This is a genomic window from Aliagarivorans marinus DSM 23064 (assembly GCF_000429485.1).
Taxonomy (GTDB): Bacteria; Pseudomonadota; Gammaproteobacteria; order Enterobacterales; family Celerinatantimonadaceae; genus Aliagarivorans; species Aliagarivorans marinus.
Genome location: NZ_AUBY01000019.1, coordinates 61293 through 74520, shown reverse-complemented (window position 1 = coordinate 74520; position 13228 = coordinate 61293). Strand labels below are relative to the sequence as shown.

Below are 13228 nucleotides of genomic sequence, written 5' to 3'. Positions count from 1 at the left end.
GGCAAGGCATTGCTCCGCCGATCTGGTGTTCTGTGCTAGCTCTCTGGTAATGCAGGCCAACTATTCACTATCGAAATGAATGCTATAGGGCTAGGTATGTTGTTGCCCTTGGTGGCAAAAAATAGAATTGCTTTACACACCATTAGCTACAGGTAACAACGCAATGAAAAGAACTATATCAGCGGTCGCATTTTTATCATTCAGCTGCCTACCAACCATCGTGAGCGCAACCCCCACCGACCTTTCTCAGATGAAGCCGATTAAGCGAGGGGCATATACCCTCTACACCCCCTACATGGAGCAGGCTGTCAAATCTCTGGAAGTGGTAGCGGCGCCGCCAATCAGTGGCTCTGAAGCGTATGAGGCGGACAAGCAAGCAATGCTTTACGAATGGCCGGCTGCGCGTGTTGCGCAAGCCACTCAGGATGCGCGGATCTCTCCCGACTACTTTGCAAAAATATATGGCGAAGTGATTGGCGTTGAGATTAGCTTTGAAAGCACGCCGGCGATTTACACGGTCATCGCGCGCTCTATTGCCGATTACGGATTGGCAACATCGGACGCTAAACAGCACTATGCTCGCACACGCCCGTTCGCCGCGTATGAGTTACAGACTTGCACGCCGTATGCAGAGGACTATTTGCGCGCAGATGGGAGCTACCCATCAGGTCACACAGCTACAGGGTATGGTATTTCGTTAGTCATTGCTCAAATAGCCCCTGATTATTCGACTGAACTGATCGCTCGCGGTGAAGACTATGGGCGTTCAAGAACCGTGTGCAACGTGCACTACCCAAGCGATGTTCAGGCTGGGATCCTTGTTGCAGAGGCAGTGGCTGAAGCACAATTAAGCAGCGAGCAGTTTGTGACGGATCTAAAGGCCGCGCAAAATGAGTGGTTGAGTTTATCAGAGTAAGAGTTTTTAGAGTGGGTAAGGTAAAGCTCTCTAGTACGTCTGCATGTTAAACTGCTCAGGTAGTTTTGTTCACCACGCTAAGCGATTAAAATCGTTAAGCGTGGTGAACAATGACATCAAAGTCCAAAAGCCAGTTGGCTGAACAAGCAGAGGACCTCGCCATTCTAAAAGGCGGCCAGCTACTTCGCGAAGAATCAAAAGTGAACCGGTTTGCATTGTTGCGTAAGCACCAGCATCGCTTCTCCTTGAAGCGCACGGCTATCGTACTCAAGGCAGTGGGTAAGGGCTTGAATAAAAACAGGCTGCCAGCATACTCCTTTTGATCACGAGCGATCCCACCCCTCAACCAGCAGCCATCCTACTACCGTTTACACATCATAAGTCGTCGACGCCGTATCCCCGCCCGTTCCGGTCCAATTGGTGTGGAAAAACTCTCCGCGCTCGCGGTCGATGCGCTCATAGGTGTGGGCGCCGAAGTAGTCGCGTTGCGCCTGCAGCATATTGGCGGGCAGACGAGCGGTGGTGTAGCCATCGAGGAAGGTGATGGCGGCATTCATGCACGGCATGGGGATGCCCACTTCGATGGCCTTGGCGGCCACTTTGCGCCAGGCGCTTTGGCAATTGTCGAGGATGTCCTTAAAGTAAGGATCGGAGCCGAGGAAGCGCAGCTCTGGGTCATTGGCATAGGCGTCGCGGATATTACCGAGGAAGGCGCTGCGGATGATACAGCCACCACGCCACATCAGCGCGACATTGCCGTAGTTTAAGTCCCAGTTGCTCTCATCGGAGGCTTGGCGCATCAGCATAAAGCCTTGGGCGTAGGAGATGATCTTGGAGGCCAGTAGCGCTTGGCGCAGGGCATCGACCCATTCGGCGACATCACCATCGACCGCTTTAGGCGTGTTCTGGAACAGCTCTGCGGCGGCTTCGCGCTCGTCTTTAAGCGCCGATAGGCAGCGGCTGAACACTGATTCGGTGATCAAGGTGAGCGGGATCCCCATGTCCAGCGCGTTAATGCCGGTCCATTTCCCGGTGCCTTTCTGTCCGGCACTGTCGAGGATCTTCTCCAGCAGTGGCGAGCCGTCCTCTTCGAGATAGCCTAAAATATCGGCGGTGATCTCCACCAAGTAGCTGTCGAGCTCAGTGCTGTTCCACTGCGCGAAGGTTTGCTGCATATGCTGGTGGTCCATGCCCAGACCGACCTTCATAAAGTGGTAGGCTTCGCTGATAAGCTGCATGTCGCCGTACTCGATGCCGTTGTGCACCATCTTCACAAAGTGGCCTGCGCCGTCTGCGCCGACCCAGTCACAGCAGGCCTCGCCAGAGTCGGTCTTGGCGGCAATCCCTTGGAAAATGGGTTTAACATGGGGCCAGGCTTGCGCGTCGCCACCAGGCATAATCGATGGGCCAAAGCGCGCGCCTTCCTCACCGCCCGACACGCCCGCGCCCACATAGCGGATGCCATGTGCTTTAAGCTCAACCACTCGGCGGTTGGTGTCGGGGTAGTTGGAGTTGCCGCCGTCGATGATGATATCGCCAGCCTCCAGCAGTGGTAGTAGCTGCTGAATAAAGTCATCGACCACGGCGCCGGCGCGCACCATTAGCATCACTTTGCGCGGCGTTGCCAGTTTATCAACCATATCCCGCAAGCTAGTTGCCCCGATGATGTTGGTGCCTTTGGCGGGGCCATCTAGAAATGTGCTGACTTTCTCTTGGGTGCGGTTGTAGGCCACCACCTTAAAGCCATTGTCGTTCATATTCAGAATCAGGTTTTGGCCCATTACTGCCAGGCCGATAACGGCGATATCTGCATTCATTATTGCTTCTCCATGGGAGTCAGTGATGCGGCGACTGCATCAACAAGGTATTCGGTTGTGCCCGCTAAGGAGCGGATATGGGCTGCCGGGTAGGGCAGGGTTGCTGCGGGTTGGGTCATGATCTCTTGGATAATCTCAGCCTTGCCAGCGCCGAGGGCCAAATAGCTGATGCGGCTGGCGGCATTGAGCACCCGGGCGCTTTTGGAGACCCGCAACTGGCCGCTTTCGGGGTGGCTGGCGACAATCGCTAAGGCGGGTTCATCATAATGAGTGTGGCTGGGGAACAGCGAGGCGGTGTGGCCATCGCCACCTATTCCCAGCAGAATCCAATCAAACACCGGCGTGTCGTTTTCCAGTGGTAGTTGGGCCGCCATCTCCTCAGCGAAGCGCTCAGCTTCCTGCTCGGGCGGGGCTTCGCCGCGGATGCGGTGCAGGTTCTCTGCGGGGATGGCAACCTTGTCAAACAGCAAGGCCTTGGTGACACCAAAGTTACTCTCGGGTGAGTCGGGCGCCACACAGCGCTCATCACCCCACCAAAAGTGCAGGTTTGTCCAGTTTATCTGTGCGGCATTGCCCGGTTCGGCCAACGCCTTAAAAAGCTGGGCCGGGGTGCTACCGCCGGACAGGGAGATATGCACCGGCTGGCCGCGTTGGCTGAGTACGGCAAACTGCGCGACTAAGTCGCTGATCAAGGCTTGGGCGTCGCGGTAAACGGTGGGCGTGAGGCTCATAGCTCGCAATACTCCGTATTGGTGAGGTTTTTACAGGGGAAGCGCCACTGACGGTTGTCGTTAAATAGCAGTTCATCGGCTTCTTTCGGTCCCCAAGTGCCACAGGCATAGCCATAGAGTGCGCCTTCTTGTTGTTTAAAATCGAGGATGGGCTGGACGAACTTCCAGCAGGCCTCGACCGCATCGCTGCGGGCAAACAGGGTAGCGTCGCCGTTTAGCGCATCTAACAGCAGTCGCTCATAGGCGCTTAGCATACGAGTTTCCTCCATCTCGCCGTAGCGAAAGTCCATGGATACCTGCTTGGCATTAAACCCGGCCCCCGGCTCTTTGAGCCCAAAGCTTATCAGGATCCCCTCATCCGGTTGAATACGAATTATCAGCTTGTTTTCAGGGGCGTTTTGGCCGAACACCGGGTGCGGTGTGCGCTTGAAGTGGATCACTACCTCCGAGACGCGGGTGGGCAGGCGTTTACCGGTACGCACATAAAACGGCACTTCGCTCCAGCGCCAGTTATTTACAAACATTTTCAGGCCGACATAGGTCTCGGTGCGTGACTCATCTGCCACGCCCGGCTCTTCGCGATAGCCCGGTAGCTGCTGCCCTTGAAAGCTGGAGGCGGTGTACTGGCCCAGTACGAGGTGCTTGGCCAGATCGCTGTCGCTCAGTGGCTGCAGGCTATGCAGCACCTTGGCAACTTCATCGCGGGTGGAGTCGGCATCAATGGTGGCGGGCGGCTCCATGGTGACCATGGCGAGTACTTGAAGCAGGTGGTTTTGCAGCATATCGCGCACTGCACCTGCGCCGTCGTAGTAGCCGCCGCGTTGCTCGACGCCGAGGAATTCTGCGCCAGTGATTTCCACGTAGTCGATAAAATTACGGTTCCACAAGGGCTCGAACATGCCATTGGAGAAGCGGAACACCAGCAGGTTCTGTACCGTCTCTTTGCCCAGGTAATGGTCGATACGATAGAGCTGTTGTTCTTGAAAGTGCAGATGGGTTTCTTTATCTAGTTCACGGCTGCTTGCTAAATCATAGCCATAGGGTTTTTCGATGATCAGGCGCTTCCAGCCATCGTCTTCGCGGTTCAAGCCATGGGCCGCCAGGTTCGCCGGGATTACGCGATACAAACTCGGTGGGGTTGCCAGATAATAAAGGGTGTTACGCAGTGCCGTGGGCAGGCTTGCATGCAGCTCATCCAATCGTTGTTTTAGCTTGGCATAGTCCGCAACACCGGCGGTATCCATCGCCTGATAGAACACATGGTCTAAGAAGCGTTCCAGCTGGCTGGGGTCTTCCACCTTTTCCTCGAGCAAGGCGAGTCGGAGCTTTTCGCGATAACTCTGATCGCTGTACTCGCTGCGGCCAACACCGAGAATGCTGAACTCGCTAGGGAGCTGTTGGTAGAGGTAGAGATTGAAAAAGGCTGGGATAAGTTTGCGGTATGTAAGGTCGCCTGATGCACCGAAAATGACGATGCAACAGCTATCTGGAATCACCATTGGGCTTCCTTCCGTGTTGGTAGAACGCAAACAGCAGGCGCTGTGTTGCGGTAAAGCGCGAACTGTCGATGAGTTGCTGGGCAAACTGTGCAAAACAACAAACTTCAAGTTAGCACAGTTACGCCTTGTTAGTTCATCTCGGCCCTGTAAATGGCTGGATCACAGCTATCATTGGCACATGAAACTACAGTTTGTTCAAGTCATGGCGCGTAACACTAGCTAAAGGCGATTCAACGTCTCTTTTCGATCCGCCAAGTCTGTGAGGACCACGATGAAACAGAACGTCGATGCGCCTTGCTGTAAACACACTTTCACCAAGCGAGTTGAGTCGCTAACGTTGTAGCGCCTATCTAAAACGTTCTAACAAGTTAATACTTGATTGAGCTGTCGCGCTGGCGAAGTGCCTGCCGCGACAGCAAGCACGATATGTTTTGAGTCGCTGTCGTTGAGTTGGTCTCCCAAACCAGCCCAGTAGTTTTAGGGGATGAGCTTTCCGCTTTTCCGCCAGAACACGATCCGTGAGCGGACCCGAGCGGAAGTTCACACGTGCAATTGCGCACAAGGTAACTACGGAGGACGTTCATGAAAAAAGTGCAGGTTTCACCCTATAAAACCGGTTTGGACGAGGGAAACGCCTATTGGATGGCGCGCTTGTCCAAGGAGGTGTATCGCAAGGTCTCTGAGGGCAACGCCATTCCCGATGAAGATAAAATCTTGGCCTCTCTTAAGGCCGATGACCCCAAGTTTTGCAGTGTGTTTGGGGTGGATAAAAACAGTGCCCAAGCGGCGCTGGTCGAGCATGAAGACTACCTGTGTATGGCGTTTCGCGGCACCGATGAAACCCTCGACTGGTTGGATAACCTCAATGCCTTTGCTACCAAGCAGCTGTTCGGCGAATTTCATCGCGGTTTTTGGCACTCGGTGGAGGATGTGTGGCAGCCAATCTTTGATAAGTACCAACGGCTACTCGCCCAGCGCAAGCGCCCATTGTTTATTACCGGGCATAGCCTGGGTGGGGCCATGGCAACCATTGCCGCGGCCAAGCTGGTGCACGAAGACAAGCCTTTTACCAGCGTTTACACCTTCGGCCAGCCTCGGGCGCTGACCCGCGACACCGCTCAGTTCTTCAATGTGGAGTGCAAGTCTCGCTTCTTTCGGTTCCATAACAACAACGACATCGTTACCCGAGTACCGGCCAGAATAATGGGCTATAGCCATGTGGGTAGCTATCTGTATATCACCGAAGAAAAGGAGATCCATCAAGAGGTAGGATTTTGGTTCAAGTTTGTCGATTACTTCGATGGCGCGATGAGCGCGCTAAAAGAGAAAGGCTTTGATGGCGTGGAAGATCACGACATTGATCGCTATTTAGAAGCGGTGAAGGCGTGGGATCTAAAATAGTCAGCTATGCGGATGGTGGTTGGGAGGCTGCCCTCGCCAATTACACAGTTTTATCTACAGTCTCGCATAAACCGGTAGCCTCTGTGCTACCGGTTCTCATTAATTAATAAGCTCTGAAGAGTGATTTACTCGTAATCAGAGGCATAGGTCTCTTCATAGGTATGCGAGTACAGCTCAAACAAGTTGCCGAACGGGTCTTCCAGGTAGACCATTTGGGCAGGTTTGTTGTCGTCTTCTGGGTGGTAACGCATGATGTCCATACGTACTTTACCGCCGAACTTCTCTACTTTTTCCATCACACCAGCGAAGTCGTCGGTTTGCAGGCAGAAATGGAAGATGCCTAGGCGCGAGAAGTCCACTTCGTGGCGCTCTTGGCGCTGTTTCATCTCGAACAGTTCTACGCCGATGCCGTCGCTAGTGACCAAGTGGGCGATGTTGAAGCCTTTGAAGCCTTCACCGAATACTGCAATGCACATTCTGCCAATGGCGGTTTCACGCTCTTCGATGACTTTGGTATTGCCCATAACCACTTTTAGACCCAGCGCGTTGGTGTAAAACTCAACCGCTTGGTCCATGTCGCCAACCATAATGCCTACGTGATTCATTTTCATAATCTGCTCCAAACTCTGTTGTCTGTTAAGTGAACGGCTTTGATGGGGAGGAGTATAGGGAGGGTTGGTTATCATTAGAAATTATCAATTGTTATTTTGATGATTTCATATTGTTATCAAGGTGAGTGAAGGGCGTAATTGTTCTCGCCAAAGGCGCGGCATGGTGTCGTGCTGTCAGTTGAAAACAAGGTGCAGTGCTTCATGAACAGGGTTCTATGATGGATAGCCCTAGGTGATAGTGATAACTTAACCAGTACAAGCACTCCCGATATCGCGGTAAAACGTATTGCCGACTCAGCGAGTAGTTGGATCTTTATCGACGATAGACGGCGCTCAGCGCTTGCTGACCGCTGCTGTTGAGGGTGACAAGCCCTGCGTCACCTTGGGTATTGGTATGTTGGCTTAGAAGGGAGGAGTGATGGCAATTCCACTTAATCAAAAATCGTCCACCGATACTATTCGCGAGCGCTTCGACAACGATGTAGAACGCTTCTCCAATTTGCAAACCGGACAAGCCGCAACCATTGACGCGCCGCTTGCGATGGAGTTGATTACCCAAGCGGCGGTAGCCGCTACGCCCTCTATCAAGCGCGTGCTCGATATTGGCTGTGGTGCGGGGAACAACAGCTTGAAGTTGGCACAATGTAGCTCGGGCTTTCATTGCGATTTACTGGATTTAAGCCAAGCGATGTTAGATAGAGCCAAACAGCGGGTAATTGCTGCTGGTGTGCCAAGCGTCGAGGTCTTTCAAGGGGACTTTCGCGGCATCGCGTTACCCGAGCAGTCCTACGATGTCATTTTGGCTGCGGCGGTGCTCCACCATCTGCGTGACGATTCCGACTGGGAGCAGGCCTTTCGCAAGATCTATCGTTTAACCGCGCCGGGTGGCAGCGTTTGGATAAGCGATTTGGTGTCGCATGAGTCAAGTGCGGTCCATAGCATGATGTGGCAGCGCTATGGTGAGTACCTCAGCGAACTGGGCGGGCAAACGTATCGCGATAAGGTGTTTGAATACATTGATATTGAAGACTCGCCGAGACCGGTGACCTACCAGCTAGAGCTGCTGCGTAAGGTTGGCTTTAAGCGCGTAGAGCTGCTGCATAAGAACTCCTGTTTTGCTGCCTTTGGTGCGTTCAAAGGCGCAACGTAGCGGCATCTACTCAGAAGGAATATTGTTGTTAAAATAGCAATAATATGGCTTGTCACCGCTGAGCGAACACTTGAGTTTCTCACCATGCAGCGTTGCGCTTGTAACGCAGTTGGGTGGGTCTAGTTCCACCCATTTTCTGCAATTTTTTGACCCAGTAACATCCCACAACCAAGTAAATGCCCTTCTCTGAGTCCGCTCGCTCTAAGTGAGTACCCTCGGTGGTATAGCAGTTGCTTGTCCCAATTTGAATGCGGATGTGAATGGGTGATCTTTCCCTTTGCTGAGGTAAATCTTCGATGCTATCTGAAGGGATCCGCTGGTTGATCTATGCCTAACTTTGAAGGTTTTTCTGACGAGATGTTATTGATGTGAATCGTCTTCACATCCTACTAAATAAGGGGTTAGAGGAGGCATAAGTATACATAATGATAAAAATATCATTTGACAGCGTGGATTAATTAGTTTTTTGTAAATAAACAGATAGGGAGCGCTAGCAGGCCAAGCCAGTGGTCTGAGCAGTGCAGGTGGATAAGGAAGCATAAACCTTGAGGCAGATTCTCGAGCAAAACATCATTGGTCAGTCACGGGTGATCCAACAGGTGGTGGATGCTATCCGTTGTCAGGCACCGTTTCCTACGCCGGTGATCATTACCGGTGAAACGGGCACCGGCAAAGAGTTAGCGGCCCGCGGTTTACACTACTGTAGTCACTGCGCCGACAAGCCTTTTATCGCGGTCAATTGCTCCACCTTCACCGATGAGTTGTTTGCCAGCGAGCTATATGGCCACAAAAAAGGCGCCTTCACCGATGCCAAGACAGACCGCAGTGGTTTGCTGGCAGCGGCCGATGGCGGCACCCTGTTTCTCGATGAAATCGACAGTCTGTCGCTAAAATCTCAGGCGGCATTATTGCGATTTTTGCAGGAAAGCGAGTATCGCCCGGTGGGCAGCAATGTCACCCGCAAAGCCAATGTGCGGCTGGTAACCGCTACCAACCAGAGCCTATCCGAGGTGATAAGCGATGGCCGCTTTCGCGAAGATCTTTACTATCGCCTGTTGATCCTCACCATCCATATGCCTGCGCTGCGTGAGCGCCCTAGCGATATCCCGCTGCTGGTTCGCCACTTTATCGCCAAACTGAATGCTCAGTATCAACTGGGGCGGGATAAGGCCAGCGAGCGGATTATGCGGCAGCTGTGCCAGTATCATTGGCCGGGCAATGTACGTGAGTTAGAAAACACCGTGCACCGACTCTACCTCACCGCGAGTGGCTCCGTGATTGATAATGTCGAGGCGCTATTGTTCGCCTCCGAGCAACTTACACCCGCTGCATCGGCCATGCCTGCTACCTCACAAAGTGAAGCGTCGCCACCAGCGACACCTTCCGGCCTTGATCTCACTGTTGGCGAGGCTTCGTTTGCCGAGGCTAAGCGTCAAGCGGTGGAGGCCTTCGAGCAAACTTTTGTCGCCCAAGCCTTGGTCAAAACCAACGGCAATGTCACTCAAGCAGCCTCGCTTTGCGGAAAAGAGCGGCGCGCCTTTGGCAAGTTGGTCAAGAAGTACAACATCAACAAAGACTATCCCGACCTCGGTTTGACCTGTTAATCGTCCGTACTATTCCCCATCCACTAATTAGCCACGGTTATGTAGTCTTACTTCATCCGATTCTGGATGAAGTAAGGCTGACTAATTATCTCCGCCAAGTGCGAACCCTCGTAACGATCGAGATGCCCTAATGCAGCGTTAATTACTGCCCGAAATTGCAACGCTTTCCATATATAAACACGCCCTTTCTAGTCGACATCGACATGGGCGAAAACGCGCCTTTTTTACCGGGCGATTGTCTACCCGCCGGGTATTTTTTTACGCGCTCATCGCGAGCTGATAACTCACTAATGATTCAGTGAATCTCACTTAAGTTATTGAAAAACAGCCACAATAAATTAATCAAATAGCTTGGCACTGGTCTTGCTCAAAGGCTTAGTACGTCCTTAACCACGAGGGTAATCATGACGGACGACATTCAAGCCGCAGACATTATGACGGTGATCCTGCGATATCTACAGCAACATCCCGGTGCGGAAGATTCGCTCGATGGCATCACCGATTGGTGGGTCAGGCGGCAGCGGTTTAATGATTCCCGGGTCGACGTGGAACATGCACTACGCCAGCTGGTTGGCGACGATGTCTTGCTGATGACCAGCCGCAATGGTGTTGCTTACTACAAACTCAATGCAAACGCGTAATCAAAGGGCGAAAGCCTGTCACAGTGTTTTGGCGAGCGGTCATAGGGAGTTTTTGACCAACCAAGCAGATAAGGAGTGAAGTTTTGGAAAGTTTACAAAAGAAACTATCACGCATTCGCTCTCCACGGGTTCATATCACTTATGACGTGGAGATTGGCGATGCAATCGAGCAGCGAGAACTGCCGTTGATGGTAGCGATCTTGTCGGATTTATCAGGGGATCTGCCATCACTGGCCCCCAACGATCCGGCATTAACGCCACTGCCGGTGCTAAAAGAGCGCGACTTTGTCGAGATTGACCGCGATAACTTCAACGAAGTGATGGCGGGCTGTCAGGTTCGCTTGAAGGTCGATGTTGACGATGTACTATCCGATGATGGCACTGCGCCTGCTGAGACGGCAGAAGCCGCCCCAGAGGGAGATGCAGACGCCGAGGCGGAAGAGGGCAAGGCAAAAGGCAAGAAGAAAGCCGCTGCCGCCCCTGAGAAGAAAAAGAAGGTGTTCATCTTAGCGTTTAACACCATCGATGACTTCTCGCCGATGAATCTGGTGAATAACATCCAGCCCACCGCCGATCTCTACCAAGGCCGTTGCCATCTGCGCGACTTCTTGGGCAAGCTCGACGGCAACGACGCGCTGGATGACTTGCTAGAGCAGCTACTTAGCGACCAAGCTCTGCGCGATGAGCTGATTGGCTCCTTTGGCAGCGCCGAGGATTTCTCAGCGGTAGAGCCGGGCGATTTCGCTAAGCGCTTGCTTAGCGAAGGGCGCATGGCGCTGGATGAGTCGCAAGTGGCCTATGCCCTGAAGCTGATTGGTCAGTTCACCGTGGACGTGCTGAAGAGCTTCGACCCGGCGCTACCGGCCTTCGCTGGCGATCTGATCAACGACCGGATCTCCCATGTCGACAACCTGCTAACCCGCCAGATTAACCTGGTGCTGCAGCATCCCAAGTTCCAGGCGCTCGAATCGACCTGGCGCGGCCTGCACTTTTTGGTGATGAACACCGAAACCAGCACCCAGCTTAAGCTGAAGATCCTTAACGTATCCAAAGCTGACCTGCTGAAAGACCTGCAAAAAGCGGTGGAGTTCGACCAAAGTGCGCTGTTCAAGAAGGTCTACGAGCAGGAGTTTGGCACTTACGGCGGCGACCCCTACAGCTTTATGCTGGGCGACTACGAGTTTGGCCGTCACCCAGAAGATATCGAGCTGTTAGAGAAGATCGCCGGTGTCGCCGCGGCCGCGCATGCGCCGTTTGTGACCGCCGCTTACGCTAAATTGTTCGACCTCAAAGACTTCTTCTCACTGGCGCAGCCGCGCGATCTGAGCAAGATCTTCGAGAGTGCCGAGCTAATCAAATGGCGCAGCTTCCGCGAGAGCGAAGACTCGCGCTATGTAACCCTCACCCTGCCCAAGGTACTGCTGCGTCTGCCCTATGGTCCAGACACGGTCACCGTGGAAGGCTTCGACTTTAAAGAAGATGTCGATGGCCGCGATGCCTCGCGCTATCTGTGGGGCAATGCCGCCTACGTGTTGGCGCAGCGGGTGACCAATGCCTACGCCAAATATGGCTGGCTGGCGGCGATCCGCGGGGTTGAAGGCGGCGGTTTGGTGGAAGGGCTACCGACCCACACCTTCAAAACGCCGTCGGGCGATATCCAGCTAACTTGTCCCACTCAGGTCACCATCAGCGACCGTCGCGAGAAGGAGCTGAACGACCTGGGCTTTATGGCAATCTTGCATCGCAAGGGCTCGGACAAAGCGGCCTTCTTCGGTGGCCAGACCGCCAACTTGCCGAAGAAGTACAACACCGACGCGGCCAATGCCAATGCCCGCATCTCCAGCATGCTGCCCTATGTACTAAACGCCTCGCGCTTCGCTCACTACATCAAGGTGATCATGCGCGACAAGGTGGGTAGCTTCCTGACCAAAGATAACGCCTCTGACTTCCTGAATAACTGGATTGCCGCCTACGTGCTGGTGGACGATGCCGCGCCGCAGGAGATGAAGGCCCGTTATCCCTTACGTGATGCGCGCATCGATGTCACCGACGTGCCGGGCTCGCCGGGTAAGTATCGGGCGACCGTGTTCCTGCGTCCGCACTTCCAGCTTGAAGAGCTATCTACCTCGATCAGGTTGGTCGCCGAACTGCCTTAGGTCATACCTAAGGCGTCTTTGCCCAGGACAATACAGGAATTAAGGATAAAGAGAGATAAATTATGGACTTAATACTACTTCAATTCGGCGACGACAGCTTTACCAAGCCCCAAGACCCGGCCGGGAGTGGGCTGCTTGATCCCTCCGGCGGCTCGCTGATCGACGGTGCGGACTTCGGCGATAGCTGGACTGCGCTGACCGCCAACGCTGGCGGCTCTGGCTTCGACCCGAAAAAATGCGTCGAGCTGGTGTCGATTAACCAAGGCCTGCAGCAGCAGGTGACCACCGATGTCAGCAACAGTGCCCGTACCTCCGGGCGGCCAATTATCAGCGACTTTACCTGCGTGAAGTACGTCGATGTTGCCTCGCCCAAGATGTACGACTACTGCTTGCGCGCCAAGCCGTTGGATAGCGATTCGGGCAGCCCAACCATGATCTTTGTGCTGCGCAACTCCGGTGACCAGCTCAACATCATTATGCGTTTTGAATTGCGTCTGGCGCTGATCAGCGAGATCCAGTTCCAGTCGCACCCCAACGACATGGCCACCGAGCAGTTCAAGCTCAACTTCACCGAAATTACCTGGCACCACCAACTGCAAGGTCCGGGTATGCAGAACAAGGGCACCATGGCGGCAGGCTGGAGTATCGCCAAGAACCGTCCGATCGGTGCGCTTACCAGCTAGTGAGCGGCTTAGCCGGGCA

At 53.7% G+C, this 13228-nt stretch carries 11 protein-coding genes and 1 pseudogene; 8 read left to right on the top strand and 4 right to left on the bottom strand.

Going from position 1 to position 13228, the window contains the following annotated elements; all coding sequences use genetic code 11:
• Nucleotides 1–163: 163 nt before the first annotated feature.
• Together G461_RS0109150 and G461_RS0109145 are read left to right on the top strand one after the other, a co-directional pair.
• Nucleotides 164–916, top strand: coding sequence for an acid phosphatase (locus G461_RS0109150; protein ID WP_026971617.1), 753 nt, complete (start codon nucleotides 164–166; stop codon nucleotides 914–916).
• A gap of 116 nt (nucleotides 917–1032) precedes the next feature.
• Nucleotides 1033–1203 (top strand): annotated as a pseudogene (locus tag G461_RS0109145) (IS3 family transposase); the annotation flags it as partial.
• An 81-nt stretch (nucleotides 1204–1284) separates the two neighbouring features.
• Here the strand turns inward: G461_RS0109145 and gnd are convergent.
• The 3 genes from gnd to zwf are packed head-to-tail and all read right to left on the bottom strand — an operon-like array spanning nucleotide 1285 to nucleotide 4963.
• Nucleotides 1285–2733: a decarboxylating NADP(+)-dependent phosphogluconate dehydrogenase gene (gene gnd, locus G461_RS0109140; protein ID WP_026971615.1), complete on the bottom strand. Its 1449-nt coding sequence runs from the start codon at nucleotides 2731–2733 to the stop codon at nucleotides 1285–1287.
• Complete coding sequence (gene pgl / locus G461_RS0109135) at nucleotides 2733–3464, bottom strand: 6-phosphogluconolactonase (RefSeq protein WP_035479907.1); 732 nt, start codon at nucleotides 3462–3464, stop codon at nucleotides 2733–2735. Before pgl ends, gnd begins: the two co-directional genes overlap by 1 nt.
• Entirely contained in the window at nucleotides 3461–4963 is a 1503-nt protein-coding gene (gene zwf / locus G461_RS0109130) for a glucose-6-phosphate dehydrogenase (RefSeq protein WP_026971613.1), read from the bottom strand. The genes pgl and zwf overlap by 4 nt, the downstream gene beginning before the upstream one ends.
• A gap of 582 nt (nucleotides 4964–5545) precedes the next feature.
• Here zwf and G461_RS0109125 point away from each other — a divergent pair.
• Nucleotides 5546–6364 carry a lipase family protein gene (locus G461_RS0109125; RefSeq protein ID WP_026971612.1) on the top strand — a complete coding sequence of 273 codons (819 nt, stop codon included), beginning with the start codon at nucleotides 5546–5548 and terminating at the stop codon, nucleotides 6362–6364.
• Nucleotides 6365–6489: 125 nt separating this feature from the next.
• Here G461_RS0109125 and G461_RS0109120 read toward each other — a convergent pair whose 3' ends face one another.
• Nucleotides 6490–6975 carry a VOC family protein gene (locus tag G461_RS0109120; RefSeq protein WP_026971611.1) on the bottom strand — a complete coding sequence of 162 codons (486 nt, stop codon included), beginning with the start codon at nucleotides 6973–6975 and terminating at the stop codon, nucleotides 6490–6492.
• 418 nt (nucleotides 6976–7393) lie between these two features.
• On the opposite strand from G461_RS0109120, the gene G461_RS0109115 reads away from it, so the two are divergent.
• The 5 genes from G461_RS0109115 to G461_RS0109095 all read left to right on the top strand — a co-directional run bounded on the left by G461_RS0109115 (nucleotide 7394) and on the right by G461_RS0109095 (nucleotide 13209).
• Nucleotides 7394–8125 carry a class I SAM-dependent methyltransferase gene (locus tag G461_RS0109115; RefSeq protein ID WP_026971610.1) on the top strand — a complete coding sequence of 244 codons (732 nt, stop codon included), beginning with the start codon at nucleotides 7394–7396 and terminating at the stop codon, nucleotides 8123–8125.
• A 545-nt stretch (nucleotides 8126–8670) separates the two neighbouring features.
• Nucleotides 8671–9729 (top strand): sigma-54 interaction domain-containing protein, encoded by a 1059-nt coding sequence (locus tag G461_RS0109110; RefSeq protein WP_026971609.1) that lies wholly within the window; start codon nucleotides 8671–8673, stop codon nucleotides 9727–9729.
• 404 nt (nucleotides 9730–10133) lie between these two features.
• Nucleotides 10134–10370: a hypothetical protein gene (locus tag G461_RS23805; RefSeq protein ID WP_051333467.1), complete on the top strand. Its 237-nt coding sequence runs from the start codon at nucleotides 10134–10136 to the stop codon at nucleotides 10368–10370.
• A gap of 83 nt (nucleotides 10371–10453) precedes the next feature.
• Nucleotides 10454–12526 carry a type VI secretion system contractile sheath large subunit gene (gene tssC / locus G461_RS0109100; RefSeq protein ID WP_035479904.1) on the top strand — a complete coding sequence of 691 codons (2073 nt, stop codon included), beginning with the start codon at nucleotides 10454–10456 and terminating at the stop codon, nucleotides 12524–12526.
• Between the two features lie 62 nt (nucleotides 12527–12588).
• Nucleotides 12589–13209 (top strand): type VI secretion system tube protein Hcp, encoded by a 621-nt coding sequence (locus G461_RS0109095; RefSeq protein ID WP_026971607.1) that lies wholly within the window; start codon nucleotides 12589–12591, stop codon nucleotides 13207–13209.
• Nucleotides 13210–13228 lie beyond the last annotated feature (19 nt).